The organism is Faecalicatena contorta (assembly GCF_003149105.1).
Lineage (GTDB): Bacteria > Bacillota > Clostridia > Lachnospirales > Lachnospiraceae > Muricomes > Muricomes contortus_C.
In genome coordinates this window covers 242,014-261,160 of the sequence record NZ_QGDS01000001.1, presented here as the reverse complement: position 1 = coordinate 261,160, position 19,147 = coordinate 242,014, and the positions used below count along the sequence as shown (strand labels likewise).

Annotated in this window: 17 protein-coding genes; 1 reads left to right on the top strand and 16 read right to left on the bottom strand. The window is 43.3% G+C overall.

The annotated features are described in order from the left end of the window. Window positions 1-50 precede the first annotated feature (50 nt). The 13 genes from A8805_RS01295 to gpr form a co-directional block, all read right to left on the bottom strand. Window positions 51-944, bottom strand: a complete 894-nt coding sequence (locus tag A8805_RS01295; RefSeq protein ID WP_109708395.1) for a bifunctional riboflavin kinase/FAD synthetase — start codon at window positions 942-944, stop codon at window positions 51-53. Window positions 945-961: 17 nt separating this feature from the next. Then, entirely contained in the window at window positions 962-1,867 is a 906-nt protein-coding gene (truB, locus tag A8805_RS01290) for a tRNA pseudouridine(55) synthase TruB (RefSeq protein ID WP_109708394.1), read from the bottom strand. Next, the gene (locus A8805_RS01285; RefSeq protein WP_109708393.1) at window positions 1,864-2,832 is read right to left on the bottom strand and encodes a DHH family phosphoesterase; all 969 of its coding nucleotides are present in this window, start codon (window positions 2,830-2,832) and stop codon (window positions 1,864-1,866) included. The genes truB and A8805_RS01285 overlap by 4 nt, the downstream gene beginning before the upstream one ends. A 1-nt stretch (window position 2,833) precedes the next feature. Beyond that, window positions 2,834-3,205 (bottom strand): 30S ribosome-binding factor RbfA, encoded by a 372-nt coding sequence (rbfA, locus tag A8805_RS01280; RefSeq protein ID WP_109708392.1) that lies wholly within the window; start codon window positions 3,203-3,205, stop codon window positions 2,834-2,836. A 41-nt stretch (window positions 3,206-3,246) separates the two neighbouring features. Next, window positions 3,247-6,111, bottom strand: coding sequence for a translation initiation factor IF-2 (infB, locus tag A8805_RS01275; protein ID WP_109708391.1), 2,865 nt, complete (start codon window positions 6,109-6,111; stop codon window positions 3,247-3,249). A gap of 16 nt (window positions 6,112-6,127) precedes the next feature. Next, window positions 6,128-6,451, bottom strand: coding sequence for a L7Ae/L30e/S12e/Gadd45 family ribosomal protein (locus A8805_RS01270; RefSeq protein ID WP_109708390.1), 324 nt, complete (start codon window positions 6,449-6,451; stop codon window positions 6,128-6,130). After that, the gene (gene rnpM, locus A8805_RS01265; RefSeq protein WP_181392721.1) at window positions 6,438-6,692 is read right to left on the bottom strand and encodes an RNase P modulator RnpM; all 255 of its coding nucleotides are present in this window, start codon (window positions 6,690-6,692) and stop codon (window positions 6,438-6,440) included. The genes A8805_RS01270 and rnpM overlap by 14 nt, the downstream gene beginning before the upstream one ends. 43 nt (window positions 6,693-6,735) lie before the next feature. Continuing rightward, window positions 6,736-7,938 (bottom strand): transcription termination factor NusA, encoded by a 1,203-nt coding sequence (gene nusA / locus A8805_RS01260; protein ID WP_109708388.1) that lies wholly within the window; start codon window positions 7,936-7,938, stop codon window positions 6,736-6,738. A 17-nt stretch (window positions 7,939-7,955) separates the two neighbouring features. After that, the gene (gene rimP / locus A8805_RS01255; RefSeq protein WP_109708387.1) at window positions 7,956-8,423 is read right to left on the bottom strand and encodes a ribosome maturation factor RimP; all 468 of its coding nucleotides are present in this window, start codon (window positions 8,421-8,423) and stop codon (window positions 7,956-7,958) included. 204 nt (window positions 8,424-8,627) lie between these two features. Then, window positions 8,628-10,874, bottom strand: a complete 2,247-nt coding sequence (locus tag A8805_RS01250; protein WP_109708386.1) for a DNA gyrase/topoisomerase IV subunit A — start codon at window positions 10,872-10,874, stop codon at window positions 8,628-8,630. A 104-nt stretch (window positions 10,875-10,978) separates the two neighbouring features. After that, window positions 10,979-12,901 carry a DNA gyrase/topoisomerase IV subunit B gene (locus A8805_RS01245; RefSeq protein WP_109708385.1) on the bottom strand — a complete coding sequence of 641 codons (1,923 nt, stop codon included), beginning with the start codon at window positions 12,899-12,901 and terminating at the stop codon, window positions 10,979-10,981. Between the two features lie 124 nt (window positions 12,902-13,025). Further along, entirely contained in the window at window positions 13,026-14,207 is a 1,182-nt protein-coding gene (gene spoIIP, locus A8805_RS01240) for a stage II sporulation protein P (protein ID WP_242992217.1), read from the bottom strand. Between the two features lie 412 nt (window positions 14,208-14,619). Beyond that, window positions 14,620-15,600 (bottom strand): GPR endopeptidase, encoded by a 981-nt coding sequence (gene gpr / locus A8805_RS01235; protein ID WP_109708383.1) that lies wholly within the window; start codon window positions 15,598-15,600, stop codon window positions 14,620-14,622. Between the two features lie 191 nt (window positions 15,601-15,791). Between gpr and rpsT the strand changes: the two genes are divergently transcribed. Further along, window positions 15,792-16,055 (top strand): 30S ribosomal protein S20, encoded by a 264-nt coding sequence (gene rpsT / locus A8805_RS01230; RefSeq protein ID WP_181392708.1) that lies wholly within the window; start codon window positions 15,792-15,794, stop codon window positions 16,053-16,055. Window positions 16,056-16,306: 251 nt separating this feature from the next. On the opposite strand, the gene ilvC is transcribed toward rpsT, so the two are convergent. The 3 genes from ilvC to galE form a co-directional block, all read right to left on the bottom strand. Further along, window positions 16,307-17,326 (bottom strand): ketol-acid reductoisomerase, encoded by a 1,020-nt coding sequence (ilvC, locus tag A8805_RS01225; protein WP_109708382.1) that lies wholly within the window; start codon window positions 17,324-17,326, stop codon window positions 16,307-16,309. Window positions 17,327-17,442: 116 nt separating this feature from the next. Beyond that, window positions 17,443-17,943, bottom strand: coding sequence for an acetolactate synthase small subunit (gene ilvN, locus A8805_RS01220; RefSeq protein ID WP_109708381.1), 501 nt, complete (start codon window positions 17,941-17,943; stop codon window positions 17,443-17,445). A 141-nt stretch (window positions 17,944-18,084) separates the two neighbouring features. After that, entirely contained in the window at window positions 18,085-19,101 is a 1,017-nt protein-coding gene (gene galE / locus A8805_RS01215) for a UDP-glucose 4-epimerase GalE (protein ID WP_109708380.1), read from the bottom strand. Between the last annotated feature and the right edge of the window lie 46 nt (window positions 19,102-19,147).

Below are 19,147 nucleotides of genomic sequence, written 5' to 3'. Positions count from 1 at the left end.
TATTTTTCCTTTTTCTTAATTGTATCGGCGATAAAAACAAACCACCTGCATCATTCTTGAAAATATGCCTTTCCAAAAGCAATATCCAAATCTACCTGTCGTTTCATCTCTTCTATAGAGTCAAACTTTTTCTCCGGGCGCTCAAAAGCACAGAATTCGACTGTGATATTCTTTCCATAGGCGTCTCCATCATATTCAAATACAAATACCTCCAGCAGCACCCGCTTCTCCTCTGTCACTGTGGGCCTCATTCCCACATTGCCGATTCCCGTAAATACTTCTCCCTCTATCCATATTTTACAGGTATAAACTCCATATCGAGGCACAATTTTCCTGTCCGCCGGTATGATATTCATGGTAGGGAATCCCAGAGTACGCCCTAAGCGCTTTCCATGCTCCACCACACCTGACATATGATAAGGATATCCCAGAAGCAGATTTGCAAGCTCCACATCGCCCTCTGCAAGTGCGGCTCTTACATATGTGCTGCTGATTTCCCTGCCCTGATACAATTCCTTATTAAGTACGTCCAATTGATAGTGGTACTTTTCGGCATATCGTGCCAGCATCTCTACATTTCCGCGCTTCCTGTGCCCGAAATGAAAATCAGTTCCCACGACAATATAAGAAGCATGAAGCTTCTCTACGAGAACTTTTTCAATGAATGCTTCTGCCTCCATCTCCCGGATTTCCTTTGTAAAAGGGCATTGTATCATGCAGTCAACCTGAGTTTCCAGGTGATTTCTCCGTTCCTGATTGGTCAGCAGAGTTTCCTTATTTATGTCAAAAGCAAATACAACACTTTTTACATTCTTTTTTTGCGCATAAGACTGTATACTTTTAACCAGCCTTTGATGCCCTCTGTGAAGGCTGTCAAACTTTCCCAGTGTTACCGCCGTTTTTTCCAATCCCTGATAGGAATTGATGTCTGTATAATACTGCATATTTATCCTCGCTATTTTTAAGGAAGAAAAAACATTTTTTCAAGCCTGTACTCTTTTTTTTCAGTAAGATAATGATAAATGCCTATGAACTTTCCCTCTTCGTTATATACTCTGACTCTTTTATCCTCAGCAATGGCCGGCCCTTCCGTCATATACTCCAGGCGGAGAGGATTTCCATTGTAGGCATAAGCTGCATGTGCATCTGCCACTGTAACTGCCGGAAGCCCCGAAAACATAGCATCAATGGGAATTATAACCTCTGAAAGTTTTCCTGCTTTTTTCAATTCTTCTATTTGTTCCAGCTTAAGACTGTCCTTAACCTCGAAACGGCCCACCGATGTCCTCAGCAATGTTTCCATACATGCCCCTGTTTCAAGGTCTTGTCCAATATCATGGCACAAGGTGCGGATATATGTACCCTTAGAACACTTTACTTTCATAGATACCCTGGGAAGTTTTATAGTTTGGATTTTGATGTCAAAAATTTGAACTATCCTTCTCTTCCGCTCTATTTCGATTCCTTCCCTTGCAAGCTCATATAATTTCCTGCCATTTACCTTCAGAGCAGAATACATCGGCGGAAGCTGCTTATATTCCCCAACATACCCCTCTATACATTCTCTTACATTGCTTTCTGTCAGGAAAGAAGTGTCTTTATCCTCCAGTACTTTTCCAGAAATGTCCTGAGTATCTGTTGTCTTTCCAAACAAAAGGACAGTCTCGTAAGTTTTGTCCTTATCAGTCAGCATATCACACAATTTTGTTGCTCTCCCAAGACATATCGGGAGAACCCCTTCTGCATCAGGGTCCAGCGTTCCGGTGTGCCCTATTTTCTTCTGCCCTAAAATTCCCCTGAGCCGGGCCACTACATCATGGGAGGTATATCCTTTTTCTTTGTATACATTGATAATTCCATTTATCATAAATTGTCTTTCCGGTCAAGCTGGAGTACAATCCGGGCACCTACATTGTTAATCACATCGTGGCTGGTACCCTTCATTGTAAATCCGGCAGCTCTTTTATGCCCGCCTCCTCCAAAAAACTGTGCTATTGTACTTACATCTACTTTTCCCTGAGAACGCAGGCTGACTTTAAACTGCCGGGTTTCCAGTTCATACATAAACATAGCAACTTCTATTCCCTGAGTCAGTCTAAGCTGGCTCACAATGCCTTCCAAATCACTTGGTTTTGCCTCGTAAAACTCCATCTCACTTTTACTGACAGACGATACGATGCATTTCTTATCTAAAATCAAAATACTTTCAAGCAATGCTCTTCCCAAAATCTGATTCTGTATATATGTTTTTTCATAATATGTTTTATCAATAATCTTATTGCCATCTACCCCTTTACGCAGAAGCTCCGCTGCTGCCTCCATCGTCTCCGGAGAAGTGCAGGAGTACTGAAACACTCCTGTATCATGTATAATTCCCATGTACAGGGCTTCTGCTGTGTAGAGACTGATTTTCTCCTTATCCAGCATCCTGTATACCAGCTCTGAAGTTGAGCTTGCATCTGGAACAATATAATTCTTATCCGCAAATGCACGATTGCTCACATGATGATCAATACAAAATGTCTCTTTCGCAGCCTGGAATAAAGGCTCCGAAAAACCAAGGCGCATCTCATCTCCGCAGTCCAGACAGATAAATAAATCATACTGTCTGCCTTCAGGTATATTGTGCTTTACCGCATCTGTTCCATGAATCATCTGATAAGATTCTGGAATTTCTTCCAGATACACATCTGTCTCCACTTCCGGATACTGTTCTTTCAAGTAAATATACAGCCCCAGGCTTGAGCCTACACAATCCCCGTCCGGGCGGATATGCCCGCCCAGTGCTACGGTCTTCTTCCCCTGCAGGACATCAGATAATTGTATACTCATATTATTCTGCCTCATCTTTCAAATCTCGGGTCAACTCATCAATTTTTTTACTCATATTCACCCCGTACTCAATAGACTGGTCCATAATAAATTTGATTTCAGGGGTGTTTCTCATATTAATTGTTCTTGCCAGTTCGTGCCTGATATAGCCTTCTGCACTCTGAAGTCCCTTGATTGTGTCCTCCTGTGCCTTCTTATCTCCCAGAACACTGATATATGCCTTACATGTCTTCAGGTCGGGAGCCACCTCTACAGCTACGACAGAAGTCATAGGAGCAACACGCGGGTCTTTGATTCCTCCGCGCAGAATGTTGCTCAATTCACGCTGGACCTCTGTGTTGATTCTTGTATTCTTAATACTGTTTTTTCTCATAAAAATCGCTCCTTTATATCACCGCTGTCATGCCTGCGGTTCTATTTTCTTTCTATCTCAACCATCTTGTATGCTTCTACCAGATCGCCTTCCTTGATATCATTAAAGTTTTCAAAGACAAAACCGCACTCATATCCGGTTCTTACTTCCTTCACATCATCTTTAAAACGCTTGAGTGATGCAAGAGGTCCGTCGAAGATAACAATTCCGTCTCTTGTCAGACGCACAGAGCATCCTCTCTCAAAGATACCATCCTGTACATAAGATCCGGCAATCGTTCCTATACCAGATGCCTTAAATGTCTGACGCACTTCTGCATGGCCCAGAACCTTCTCTTCAAAGATAGGATCCAGCATACCCTTCATGGCTGCTTCTACATCTTCAATTGCACTGTAAATAACTCTGTACAATCTCAAATCTACACCTTCCCGGTCTGCAATTTCTTTTGAAGTTGCATCAGGTCTTACATTGAAACCAATGATAATTGCGTTAGAAGCGGATGCCAGGCTGACGTCTGATTCATTGATTGCACCAACACCGCCGTGGATAATTTTAATGACAACCTCTTCATTGGAAAGCTTCAGCAGACTCTGCTTCAATGCCTCCACAGAACCCTGAACATCTGCTTTTACTATAATGTTCAGCTCTTTTAAATTACCCTCTTTAATCTGATTAAACAAATCATCCAGTGACATCTTCGCTTTGGTATCATCCAGCAGCTTCACTTTATTCTGTGAGATAAATGTTTCTGCAAAGCTTCTTGCTTCCTTCTCAGTTTCACATCCTACGAATACTTCACCTGCATTTGGTACATCATTCAATCCCAGAATTTCCACTGGCTGAGACGGTCCTGCCTCTTTGACACGGCGTCCTTTATCATCCATCATGGCTCTTACTTTACCATGAGCGGAGCCCGCTGCAATAGCATCTCCTACACGAAGGGTTCCCTTCTGCACAAGAACAGTTGCCACAGATCCTTTTCCTTTGTCAAGCTCTGCTTCAATCACAAGACCTCTCGCGGAACGGTCTGCATTTGCTTTGAGTTCCATTACTTCTGCTGTCAGAAGAATCATTTCCAGCAGATCCTTGATTCCGTCTCTTGTATGAGCTGATACAGGCACGAAAATAGTGCTTCCGCCCCAATCCTCTGGAATCAGTTCATATTCTGCCAGTTCTTGTTTTACCCTGTCAATATTTGCACTCGGCTTATCAATCTTGTTGATTGCCACAATAATTTCAATTCCGGCAGCCTTTGCATGGTTGATTGCTTCCACAGTCTGAGGCATCACGCCGTCATCGGCAGCTACAACCAGGATGGCGATATCTGTTGAGCTCGCACCGCGCATACGCATTGCAGTAAAAGCCTCGTGTCCAGGCGTATCCAGGAATGTGATTTCCTCTCCATTTGCTTCCACCACGTAAGCACCGATGTGCTGTGTGATTCCGCCTGCCTCACGGCCGATTACATTTGTATGACGGATTGCATCCAGAAGTGAAGTTTTACCATGGTCAACATGCCCCATAACACATACTACCGGAGGACGTTTTACCATTGTGCTTTCGTCTTCTTGCTCCTCTTTGAGAAGTTCTTCAATGACATCCACCACTTCTTCCTTCTCACATAAAACATCAAATTCCATTGCAATTTCTTCTGCTGTCTCATAATCAACTTCCTGATTCACTGTAACGATTTTCCCCTGAAGGAACAGTTTCTTTACAATGACAGATGGCACAATCTTCATTTTATCAGCAAGCTCTTTAATTGTAAGCACTTCCGGAAGAATGATCTGTTTGATTTCTTCTTTCTTCTCCATCTGTTTTTGCTGCGGTTTTACCACTTCCGCCGCTGGCTTCTGTTTTTTGCCCTTTTTACCCTTGCCGGCAAATTCGTTGTCTCTATATTCTTTCTTCTTGTAGTCTTTCTCTTTTTCTTTTGCTTTATTCCTCTGTGTCTTCTGCTGCTCTACCAATGGTGTGGGAATTGCATCTCTATCTTCTCTTCTGCCGTCCCGGCGCTCCTGTCCGCGCACTACTCCAGCAGTACCGCGCTGGTTATTTGCTGCATTTCTGCCGCCCTGTCCGCCAAAGTTTCTATCCTGGGGCCGATCCTGGCTTCTTCCGAAACTTCTTTCCTGTCCGCCAGCTGGTCTTGGTCCACGGTTATTGTTAAAACGTGGATTCTGTCCGCCTTCACCGGTCCTCTGATTCTGTGCATTTGGATTCCTCTGTCCCTGGAAACGTCCGCCGCCCTGTCTCGTATCCTGAGAAGAGCCTGGTGTTCTTTGCCCGCCCTGAGATGCAAAATTCTGCCCTCCTGTACGCTGCTGTCCCTGTCCTGCCGGTCTGTTTCCATAAGGACGCTGCTGTCCCTGTCCTGCCGGACGCTGTTGTGATCCATATCCCTGCTGGCGCTGTGATGAGGACCCATATCCCTGCTGACGCTGTGAGGATCCGGTTCCTGGCTGACGCTGGGAAGATGCATCTCCTGCCTGATTATGTGGAGACACAGCACCTCCTGTACGCTGTCCCTGTCCTGTCGGTCTGTTCCCCCCGGGTCTCTGCTGACCCTGCATATTTCCAGCCGGACGCTGCCCTTCACGGTTTCCCCCCGGTCGCTGTCCGCTCTGCACACGGCCACCGCTTTTCGTATTCTGGGGACGGAACACCTGTACGATATTTTTCTTTTTAGGTGCTGACTCCTCTGCCGGTCTTTCTGCACCGGTATTCCTTTCTTCAGATGCAGCAGAGCTGCCTCCGGTTTTCTTTCTCATTTCTTCCACCACTTCATTATCCAAAGAACTCATGTGGCTTTTAATTTCCACATTCTTCTTTGCCAATACATCCATCAATTCTTTATTTTCCATCCCCAGCTCCTTAGCCAGTTCATGTACTCTCATTTTTGCCATATTAAAACTACCTCCCTTATGCAATTGTATTGTCTTTTGCTTCTATTTGTTTCCGAATTCCTTTTGCAAATCCTTCGTCCAATATCGCCAGAGATGCACGGAATTCCTTCCCTATTGCATGCCCTAAGGTGTCTTTATCTCCGTAAATATAAATTGGAACCTTATAAAATTCACACATATCGCGAAACTTCTTTTTTGTGTTGTCCGAAGCATCACCTGCAACGATTACAAGCACCGCTTTTCCTGACTTTGTTTCGCTTTCCGTCATGAACTCGCCGCTCACTGTCTTTCCTGCCTTTGTGGCAAGCCCTATCAGAGATAACACTCTATCTTGGATCAATCTCACTCATCTCCTTTTCCAGACGCTCATATACATCCGCAGGAATAGACTGTTTAAAGGAACGCTCCAGCCCCTTACTTTTCACTGCCCTGTCAAAACATTCTCTGGAGCAGCACATATAAGCTCCCCGTCCGTTCTTTTTTCCAGTGGCATCCAGTACAAATTCCTCTTCTGCCGTCCGCAGAACGCGTATCATCTCTTTTTTCGGCTTCATTTCACCGCAGCCGACGCATTTGCGCATAGGTATCTTTCTATTGCTCAATTATTTCACCTCACATAAAGGGTTATTCATTCTCGGTCTCGATAAACTCTATTTCATCGTAGGCTGTATCAGCAGGCGTTTCTTCATATTCCTGCGGATACTGCTCATCGTACCCCTCTTCATAGTTCTCTCCATATCCCGCTTCTTCCATACCCATTTGTTCCATATAGTCTTCCGGAAGCTCTCCTGATTCAATGGCTTGAGTCTCACTCTTAATATCAATCTTATATCCAGTCAGACGCGCAGCAAGCCTTGCATTTTGTCCTTCCTTTCCAATAGCCAGTGAAAGCTGGTAATCCGGCACTATAACACTTGCCGCTTTCTCATCCGGATCTGCCATTACAGAAATTACTTTTGCAGGACTTAATGCATTTTCTATCAACAACGCCGGGTTGTCGCTCCAGTTGATGATATCAATTTTTTCTCCCCGCAATTCATTAACTACTGCATTAACCCTGGTACCATTCATTCCTACACAGGCACCTACCGGGTCTACATTTTCCTCATTAGACCAGACAGCCATCTTCGTACGGGAACCAGCTTCACGGGCAATACTCTTAATCTCAACCGTACCGTCCTTTACTTCCGCTACTTCGGCTTCAAACAAGCGCTTCACAAGTTCCGGATGTGTCCGGGATACTAAAATCTTAGGCCCTTTCGGTGTATTTTTCACTTCCACAACATAAAGTTTAATTCTTTCCGTGGGATGGAATACTTCCCCCTTTACCTGCTCGTTCTCCGTCAGCATTGCATCGGCTCTTCCCAGATTAATGCTGATGTTCCGTCCTACATATCGCTGCACAATTCCAGTTACAATATCTTTTTCTTTTTCAAAATACTGGTCATAAACAACTTTTCTCTCTTCTTCTCTGATTTTCTGAAGAATCAGGTTCTTTGCGTTCTGTGTTGCGATTCTGCCAAAAGACTTTGATTCAATTGGAATCTGTGCCACATCCCCAATCTGAAGTGCAGAATCAATCTGCTCCGCATCCTCCAGGCTGATTTCCAAAGCCGGGTCAAATACCTCTTCAACAACTTCTTTTTCAGCATATACTGCATAATCACAGGTTTCCCGGTCCATAATTACTTTGATATTCTCTGACGTTCCAAAATGGTTCTTACATGCACTGATGAGGGAATTCTCGATTGCGTCTAACATCGTTTCTTTACTGATGTTCTTTTCCTGTTCAAGAATATTCAATGCTTCTAATAGTTCTGTATTCATTATTATTTCCTCCTAAATTAAAAGTCCAAAGCTAAACGGATCAGCGCTATGTCACCTTTCTCAAAAACCTGTGCAGACCCATCCTCATACTCTATCGTCACAGTATCTTTATCATAGTCTTTTAATATTCCTAAAAACTCCTTCTGTCTGTCAATGGCTCTGTAGGTCCGTACCTCCACTTCTTCTCCCAGGCTCCGCTTAAAATCCTTCTCCTTTTTCAGCTGTCTGCCCAGTCCCGGAGAACTCACCTCAAAAATATAAGTATCTTCGATATAATCCTTCTCATCCAGAATATCCGAAAACTTCCTGCTGACCGCCTCGCAGTCATCTACGGTAATTCCTCCCGGCTTATCAATGTAGGCCCGCAAATACCATGTTCCTACTTCCTTCACATACTCCACATCTACCAGCTCAAATCCAAACCCTTTGACGATAGGTTCCAAAAGCTCCTCTGTCTGCTGTTCATACTGTTCTCTTCTTGACACGCTAAACTTCCTTTCTCTGCACTTTTTATAAATATGGTTAAAAGAAACCTACCAGTGAAAAACCATTCATGAGACTGTTTTGCCGCATCCCCGGCAATAAAGAAGAGTGAACTTTCGTTCACTCTTCCGCCAGGTTCCTTATATAACTACAGCAAGTATAGCACCATTCTTTAAGAAAATCAAGGAAAATCAAGGAATTTTTCCCTAACTCCGGTTCTTTGTTCCCATGGTATCTCTCCGTGACTGTTTCAGCCGATTCAAATACACCTCTTTTTCCCCATAAGTTATTTTTGTCTCTGTCCCCTCTTCAAAGAGATATACCTGCTCTATTTCATCTTTTTTCTGAAGCTTGATTCCTCTCACACCGACGGCTCCTTTTTTCTTCTCAGGCACTTCTTCCGCCGGAAACCTCAGGAAATATCCGCCTTTGGTCTGAAGTACTATGTTCTGGTTCTCTGTTACCACATTCACACTAATAAGTCCATCTTCCTCCTGGAGCTTTGTAGCTGCTATAGTACGTTTTGACACCTGGAATTCCGTACCCTCTACTTTTTTAATCATACCCTGCTTCGTAGTAAAAAGTAATTTTGCAAAACGCATCTGTTCCGCATCGCACATCAAAACAATCTGTTCCTCGCTGCTGGAATAATTCGTAATATTGTCAATGGGAATACCTTTATCCCGGAACTTTCCATAAGGCAAATCCAGTACCTTGGCCTGATGCATTTTCCCTTTGTCTGTGAAAATACAAACTTTCCCGGTATTCATACAGTGAATCACATATTTGTTTTCACTGTCGGCAGCTTCTTTATTTCTCTCATATACAGCCACGTCAATGGTTTTTGCATAGCCAAACCTGTCCATTAAAAAGACGACTTCCTGCTCCTCAATCTTCTTTTCCTCAAATACTGCCTCTTCCGCATTTTCAATCATGGTACGGCGTTTCCGCCCATATTCTTTTTTATAGGAATCTAATTCTTCTATAATTAAGTCAGCCATAGAGTCATAATGATTCAGGACATCTTCATAACGGGCAATATGTTTCAGCGTTTCCTCATGTTCTCTCTGTAAAGCTTCAATTTCCAGTCCAATCAGCCTATACAGGCGCATCTCAAGAATCGCCGTGGCCTGTCTTTCCGTAAATCTAAGGAGTGCCGCCATTTTCTTGGATATACTAGACTTAAAAGTAATATTTTCTGTGATACCATTGACAAGGCAGGCTCTTGCATCTTTTACAGATTTACTTCCTCTGAGTATTTCTATAATCAAATCTATAACATCACAGGCTTTTATCAAACCTTCCTGTACTTCCTTTTTCTCCTGCTCTTTTCGCAGCAGTGTGGTATACTTTCTGGTCATCAGTTCAAACTGGAAGTCTACATGATGCTCAATGATTGCTTTAAGTCCCAATGTTTCCGGCCGGCCTTCCGCGACTGCCAGCATATTCACCCCGAAAGTATCCTCAAGACGGGTTTTTTTATAAAGCATATTTTTCAGATTCTCTACATCTGCTCCCTTTTTCAGCTCCAGCACAATCCGGATGCCGTCTTTAGAGGACTGATTAGAAATATCTACAATATCGCCCGTTTTCTTGGATTCTACAAGGCCATAAACGTCATTTAAGAACTTCCCGATGCCGCTTCCTATCATTGTATAAGGAATCTCGGTTATGACAAGCTGGTTTTTGCCGCCTTTTAATTCCTCAACCTCCACTTTTCCCCGGATTTTGATTTTCCCCTGTCCGTTTTCATAAATGTTCAGCAATTCATCCTTATTGACTACAATACCGCCTGTAGGAAAATCCGGGCCTTTGACATACCTCATCAACTGCTTTGTACTGATTTCGTCATTCTTCATGTAAGCCTTCACGGCATCAATCACTTCACACAGATTATGGGTCGGAATACTGGTGGCCATACCTACAGCGATTCCCTCTGCTCCATTTATTAAGAGGTTTGGAACACGTACAGGCAAAACAAGAGGCTCTTTCTCCGTCTCATCAAAGTTCGGTCCAAAATCCACAATGTTTTTATCCAGGTCTGCCAGATATGCTTCCTGGGTAAACTTTGTAAGCCTTGCTTCCGTATAACGCATGGCGGCTGCACCGTCTCCCTCTATGGAGCCGAAATTACCGTGACCATCCACCAAGATCATTCCTTTTTTGAATTCCTGGGCCATTACCACCAGAGACTCATATATGGAGCTGTCACCGTGAGGATGATACTTACCCATTGTATCTCCCACAATACGTGCACATTTTCTATATGGTTTGTCATACCGGATTCCCAGTTCATACATGTCGTACAAAGTTCTTCTCTGCACCGGCTTCAAACCATCTCTTACATCAGGCAGTGCTCTGGCAATGATAACGCTCATGGCATAATCAATGTACGACTTCTTCATGATTTCAGAATATTCAGTTCTGATGACTTGTGATTCAACACTACTCATTTTATCCCTCCCTGCTTATGCAACTTATACTTATTGAACTACTAATGTTCAATAAGGTAGGCTTTGTATTTTAAAGCCTATGGATGTTTCCTCGCTTACACAACTTATACATCCAGCTCCGCATCTGTGGCATTTTCATATATGAAGGAACGCCTGGGTGGTACTTCTGTTCCCATCAGCATTTCCGTTACACCGGATGCCATACGTGCATCTTCGATTTCCACCAGTGTCAGCATCCTGGTTTCCGGGTCCAACGTGGTCTCCCAAAGCTGCTGGGCATCCATTTCACCCAGACCTTTATATCTTTGAAGAGTAAAGGGGCCATCATGAGTCTTTCTGTACTTCTCCAGGGCCTTATCATCATAAAGATATTCTTCCTCTCCATTTTTGGGCATCACTTTATATAGAGGAGGCATGGCAATATAAACATGTCCCTCATATATCAGTTCCGGCATAAAGCGGTAAAATAAAGTCAGCAGCAGCGTAGAAATATGTGCCCCGTCTACATCAGCATCGGCCATGATAATGATTTTATCATACCGCAGTTTGCTGATATCAAAATCATTGCCGTACCCTTCTGAAAATCCACACCCAAAGGCATTGATCATTGTTTTAATCTCTGCATTTGCCAGCACTTTATCAATGCTTGCTTTCTCCACATTCAGGATTTTTCCCCTGATAGGCAGAATTGCCTGATAGTTTCTGTCCCTTGCTGTCTTTGCCGAACCTCCGGCTGAATCTCCCTCTACGATAAAAATCTCGCATTTCTTTGGGTCCCTGCTCTCACAATTTGCCAGTTTTCCATTGCTGTCAAAGGAGTATTTCTGCTTCGTCAGAAGGTTAGTCTTTGCCTTTTCCTCTGTTTTCCTGATTTTCGCGGCTTTTTCAGCACAGGTCAATACCTTTTTCAGCGTCTCCAGATTCCTGTCAAAATATAGAGTAATCTCATCCCCGGTCACCTTGCCTGCAGCTTTTGCGGCATCAGGGTTGTCCAGCTTTGTCTTTGTCTGACCCTCAAACCTGGGATCGGGGTGTTTAATGGAAACAATGGCAGTCATCCCATTCCGAATATCCGCCCCTGTGAAGTTTGCATCTTTCTCCTTTAAAACGCCCAATTCCCTTGCATACTGGTTCATAACTGTTGTAAATGTAGTCTTAAATCCTGTCAGATGGGTTCCCCCCTCTGCATTGTAAATGTTATTGCAGAATCCCAGTACATTTTCATGGAATTCATTCACATACTGCAATACCACTTCTACTTCTATACCTTCCGATATTCCTTTAAAATAAACCGGATCATGAATCATCTCTTTTTTCTGGTTCAGATCCTTAATAAACCCGATAATCCCATCCGGCTCATGATAAACAATATGCTCCGCCGGGCTTAGTCTTTTATCATCAAAAATAATCGTAAGCTCCGGATTCAGATAAGCCGTTTCATGAAGCCGGCTTTTTACCTCCTCTGCCCGAAACCTAGTTCTTTCGAAAATTGTGTCATCCGGGAGAAAATTAACTTTCGTTCCTGTCTTTCTTGTCTTCCCAATCACTGGCAGAAGACCGTCCTCCAGCTCAATGACAGGCACTCCCCTTTCGTATCGGTCGTGATGGATGCTTCCTTCCCTGCTGACCTGCACATCCATATAACTGGAAAGTGCATTCACCACGGAAGAACCCACTCCGTGAAGACCCCCGCTCGTTTTATATACTGAATCGTCAAATTTCCCGCCTGCATGCAGTGTAGTATATACGATACGCTCCGCAGATACCCCTTTTTTATGCATGCCGACAGGGACGCCCCGTCCATTATCCTCAATGGTAGCCGAGCCGTCCTTTTCCAGCGTCACATGAATTTGTGTACAGTAACCTGCAAGGTGTTCATCTACTGCATTGTCCACCATCTCATAGATCAGATGATTCAGTCCTTTTGTCGAAACACTCCCTATATACATACCAGGTCTTTTTCTTACTGCTTCCAATCCCTCTAATACAGAAATACTGTCCGCATCATATGTATTTTTATTTCCCATAGTACCTCTCCTTGTTTCCTTAAGTGACATCGATGTTTCCTCACTTATATAGACTTCGTTATATTATCACAAAATGTAATGTTATTCAAACTTTAAAATGAAGTTTTAAACTCTCCCGTATAAATTATTCCGTCAACACATGATTTAATGTATCAGCCAGGACTTCCATAGCATTCCTCATTTCTTCTACCGTATTCGTCTGGGCCCCTGCCTCTATCAGAAGTGACTTTGGCCGCAAATGCAGATTATATCTATATCCTCCCAGATAAATGCGCCTTGTAAAGCCCGGATATTGACTCTCTGAGGCCAGCTCCATTTGCAGGGAAAATGCCAGGTTATCCTGAATATACGGGTTATATAGATAAGCAATATCACCATTTGTTCTGGTACGGCTCAAACCGTTAAAATACATAATCTTTGCAGTAGGCTTTCCATTCACCTCTGTTACCAGGTGGGTGCCCTCTGCCACTCCATCCCTGTGCAGGTCTATAACCACCTCCACCGACGGGTTTGCTTCCAGAATAGGCCGGATGGAAGCTTCTGCATTCTCATATGCATTGCTTCTGTCAAGCTGCCCATTGATAATATCATAAACTCCCGAGTCATGGATAGTCTTAATTCCTTTTTGGTTCAATAGCTGTGTCAAATACTCTCCTACCCCCACAATACTTGTATTCGGGTCTCCCGGCGTGGAATCTGCAAATGCCTCCTGGGAATGGGTATGGAAGATCAGAACTTTAGCTCCCTCGCCGCTCTTGTCAATTTTCATACTTCTCCCAAGGAGATCATCTACATTAAGCTGTTCCGGCCCAATCATAGTAGTACTGTCTACAATATAAAAATTACCGAGCAGATAGTTGAAATCTCTTAGCTTTTCAATAGACATATCAATGGGAGACTGGTTTTGTGCTGCAGGCGGCTCTTGAGGCACAGTTCTATTCTCACTTATCAGATTCCCATTTTCATCAACCATATTTTCATCGTTTGCCTGATTTTCCAAAATTTTTGCAATGGTTTCCTCATCCTCCATGACAGATTCATAAGGCTCTTTCTGCTCCACATACTTTACCAGAGGGAGCCAGGAAAGGGCTTTTTCCTTTATCCATTGTATCGCCGTAGGCTTTGGCTCTTTCTTTAGATAAGCCAGGCTCGGCATGTACATTTCTTCTGTATATTTTTGGACAGCCTCCCGGCTCTCATATTTCCATTCCCTCATCATATTTCGGCCGCTTATGTATATCATACCAATGCATGCCAGAGTGCCAAGGGCAACTGCAGACATGCGCAAAAAATCCGATTGCTTCATACACTGCCTTCTTTCAAGAACATCTTCCGGGGCCATGCTTATGCAGCTTTGGTCTGGTCTTTTCAGACTTTAGCTGCAAAGCACATCCTGTCGACTTAGGCGGGGTCTTTTCCCGCCTTAGTGACATGGATGTTTCCATGTCTATGCAGCTTTAGTCTGGTCTTTTCAGACCTTAGCTGCAAAGCACATCCTGTCGACTTAGGCGGGGTCTTTTCCCGCCTTAGTGACATGGATGTTTCCATGTCTATGCAGCTTTAGTCTGGTCTTTTCAGACCTTAGCTGCAAAGTACATCCTGTCGACTTAGGCGGAATCTTTTCCCGCCTTAGTGACATGGATGCTTTCCCACTTTCAGCTTTAGCTTGGTCTTTTCAAGCCCCGCTCTTCTCCATATATATGACCCCGGCATGTCTGTTATGCCTTCTGTGCATTGGTAAATAACATGTTCATCCCCTCTGAAATGGTATAACTGATCTGTTTCACCATTTCATCTGCATCCTTGGGAGTCATAAACATTCCATTCAGATGCGGAGAAATCAACTCCTTTACCAACTCATACTTTTCTGCCGCATTATAAGTACGCAGAACATCCCCTACACCTTTGAGCATCTCTGACGTCTCCAGTGCACGAATCAGATTTTCCATCGTATCATTTACAATAGTAGCGGCGTCTACTACAGTCGGTACACCGATTGCTATGACCGGTACTCCAAGAGTTTCTTTCGTAATCCCGTTTCTATGGTTACCTACACCTGATCCTGGGTTAATACCTGTATCCGCTATCTGTATGGTCCGGTTCAGTCTTCTGCTATTTCTGGCAGCCAATGCATCAATAGCAATTACAATGTCCGGTTTTGTCTCTTCTACTACCCCTTTGATAATCTCTACAGTTTCCATCCCGGTCTGTCCCATAACACCGGGCACAATCGCACTTACCAGATTGGCATGCTCCATTCCCATTGCATATTTTCCGTATTCTTTCACAATATGCCTTGTTACACAGAGATTATCAATAACATGAGGCCCTAATGCATCCGGTGTCACCTGGCGGTTTCCAAGTCCGACAATGAGCACGGATAAATCATCCTTCTCTTCTATGCCCTTTTCCTCAATTAGTTCCCGGATAAATTCTGCCAGCTTTTCTGAAATCTCTCTGTGATACCCCTCATCCGGAACGGCCAGATTCGGCGCTTCTAAAGTAAGATAAGTTCCCACAGGCTTGCCCATAACTTTCGCGCCATTTTCAGTTTCAATGCGCACTCTGGTAATACGGATCTCTTTTTCCTCATCATACTCCTCTTCCAGAACGACCCCCTGTACTTCCACATTGTCAGATTCAAACCGTTCCTTTTCCTCCAGAGCCAAATCTGTTCTTACACTATACTTCTCCAACATCTTCAGTCCTCACTTTTTCTTTGCATCATTGTTACAAGTAGTTTTTACAATATTTTGAGAAATATGTATTGACAACCACTGTTCCTTATCATAAAATGAATGAGTATGTTCCGTGCAAAACGTCCGTGTCCGATTTTGGCGGAATAATGAATTCACTATTTGAAAATTTCACATATTTGGAGGTGTACAGATTGGCTAACATTAAATCTGCTAAAAAAAGAATTTTAGTAAACGAAACAAAAGCTGCAAGGAACAAAGCGATTAAGTCTAAAGTTAAAACTTCTGTAAAGAAAGTTGAAGCTGCAGTAGCACAGAATGACACAGCAGCAGCAAAGACAGCATTACAGGCTGCTATTAAAGAAATTTCCAAAGCAGGAAGCAAAGGTGTTTATCACAAAAACACAGTTGGAAGAAAAATCTCCCGCTTAGCAAAAGCTGTAAACTCAATTGCTTAATATAATATAGAATCCAAAGCATCCGCTTCCGTCAGGCGGATGTTTTTTTATATAAATAGGAAACGTAGTTTCCTATTATATAAAACCCTCCGGGGGATCACACTGGGTTGGTAAAGAAGGTGTTGCTATCGCAACCCAACCCAGGCGGAGAATCTCGCAAGCGAGATTCTTTTTCATGTAACAGAAAATACAGTTTCTTATTGCATAAAAAAATCCCGGTATCTGTTTTCCACAAACACCGGGACTTAATATTAGTTGTTAATCAATTTATCTTCATCACTCCAGCTATAAAGCTTTCTTACTTCTTCACCAATCTTTTCTGATGAATGTTCTGCACCAAGTTTTCTCATTGCTCTGAAGTGAGCCTGCCCGCCTGCTTCAGACATATCAAGCAGGAAGTCTTTTGCAAAAGTACCATCCTGGATATCGGCCAAAATCTTCTTCATAGCTTTCTTTGTGTCTTCTGTAATAATCTTAGGCCCTGTTACATAGTCACCGTATTCTGCCGTATTAGAGATAGAATATCTCATTCCTGCAAATCCGGACTGATAAATCAGGTCTACAATCAGCTTCATCTCATGGATACACTCAAAATATGCATTTCTTGCATCATATCCAGCTTCCACCAATGTCTCGAAGCCTGCCTGCATCAGCGCGCAGACACCGCCGCAAAGTACAGCCTGCTCGCCAAAAAGGTCTGTCTCTGTCTCTGTTCTGAATGTAGTCTCCAGAACACCAGCTCTTGCTCCGCCGACTCCAAGTGCATATGCCAGTGCTTTATCCAGTGCCTTACCGGATGCGTCCTGCTCAACAGCTACAAGACATGGAACACCTTTTCCAGCCTGATACTCGCTTCTTACTGTATGTCCCGGTCCTTTTGGTGCAATCATTGTAACATCTACATATGGAGGCGGTACAATCTGTCCGAAATGGATTGCAAATCCGTGTGCGAACATCAACATGTTGCCTTCTTCCAAGTTTGGCTCAATATCGTTCTTATACATTGCAGCCTGTTTCTCATCGTTAATCAGAATCATAATGATATCTGCTTTTTTTGTTGCCTCTGCTGCTGTGAATACTTCAAATCCCTGTGCTTCTGCTTTTGCCCATGATTTGCTGCCTTCATACAAACCGATAATTACATTGCATCCTGACTCTTTCAGGTTCAAGGCATGTGCATGTCCCTGGCTTCCATAACCGATCACTGCAATTGTCTTACCTTCTAATACAGCCAGGTTACAATCTTCCTGATAATAAATTTTTGCTGACATTTTGAAATTCCTCCTAATTCATATTCACCAGGCCACCCTGCCTGATAAGCATTTAAATAGTGTATTAGTTAAAGGCCCAGGGCCTCTAGCTTCCTGATATGTAACAGTACCTGGGGCTAATCCAGAAATGTGACATCCTTAATACCTCTTCCAAGTCCTGTAATTCCTGTTCTTGCAAGTTCCAGTATTTCATAGCCGTCCAGAAGATTCAGAAACGCATCCAGTTTTGATTGGTTTCCAGTCAGTTCTATAATCATAGATTCTTTTTCCACATCCACAATTTTTGCCCTGAATATATCAGCAATTGAAATCACTTCTGCCCTCTGGGCAGCATTTGCGCGGATCTTTACCATAATCAATTCTCTGCAGACAGATTCTCCGTCCTGCAGCAGTTTGATTTCAACCACATCTTCCAATTTGCGTACCTGCTTCTCAATCTGGGACAAAATCAGTTCATCTCCAGTTGCCACAACTGTAATTCTGGTAAACCTGATGTCTGCCGTCATCCCCGCAGTAATACTGTCTATACTGTACCCTCTTCTGCTGAAAAGACCTGCAATCCTGCTTAATACACCTGGATTGTTGTCAACCAGCAATGAATAAACCTGTCTTCTCATATGCTTCCCTACTTTCTACTTCAGAAACACAAAAACAGAGTGCGTTCTGTTTTTTTATCATACCAAGTTCCTATTTTTTTGTCAAGCAATTTTATCACAGTTCAGTCATGAAAATTTTTATTTAATAGGAAAGTGCTTTACCTATCCCCTGTAACCATCCGGGTTCGTGGATTGCCATTTCCATGAATCCACACACATCTCTTCAATTCCCCGCTCAGCCTTCCAGCCCAGTTCTTCCTTTGCTTTAGACGCATCACAGTAACAAGTAGCAATATCTCCGGGACGGCGTGGTTTTACCTGGTAAGGTATTTCCCTTCCGCAGGCTTTTTCATAAGCTTTTACCACATCCAGCACACTATATCCTACTCCCGTTCCCAGATTGTAGACGTGTACTCCTTTACTAGTCTTCATTTTTTCAATTGCCTTAACATGTCCCACAGCCAAATCCACAACATGTATATAGTCCCGTACACCGGTGCCGTCAGGAGTATCGTAGTCATCTCCAAAGACCCCAAGGCAGTCCAGCTTTCCAACGGCTACCTGGGCAATATAAGGAACCAGGTTGTTCGGAATTCCCTTCGGATCCTCGCCAATTAACCCGGACTCATGGGCCCCAATGGGATTAAAGTATCTAAGAAGCATAATATTCCATTCAGAATCTCCTGTGTGAAGGTCTGTTAAAATCTGTTCCAGCATCCCCTTGGTTCTTCCATAAGGATTGGTGATTTCTCCCTTTGGACACTGCTCTGTAATCGGAATCTCTGCAGGATCTCCGTAAACAGTTGCAGAGGAACTGAATATCATATTTTTACATCCATGCTTGCGCATCACGTCACAAAGAACCAAAGTTCCTGCAATATTGTTGTAGTAATACTCCCACGGTTTCGTTACAGATTCCCCAACAGCTTTTAATCCTGCAAAATTAATAACTGCCTCAATGTCTTCTTTCTCAAAAATGCATTCCAGGTCTTCTCTGTTCAGAATATCCCCTTTATAAAATTTTACACTTTTTCCCGTAATCTGCTCTACTCTTTCCATAGCTCTTTCACTGGAATTATACAGGTTATCAACTACAACTACCTCATAGCCTCTTTCCAAAAGCTCCACACATGTGTGGCTGCCTATATATCCTGCACCGCCTGCTACTAATATTGCCATAATTATACCTTCCTTTCTTTCTGATGCCGATTTCCACCGTTAAATG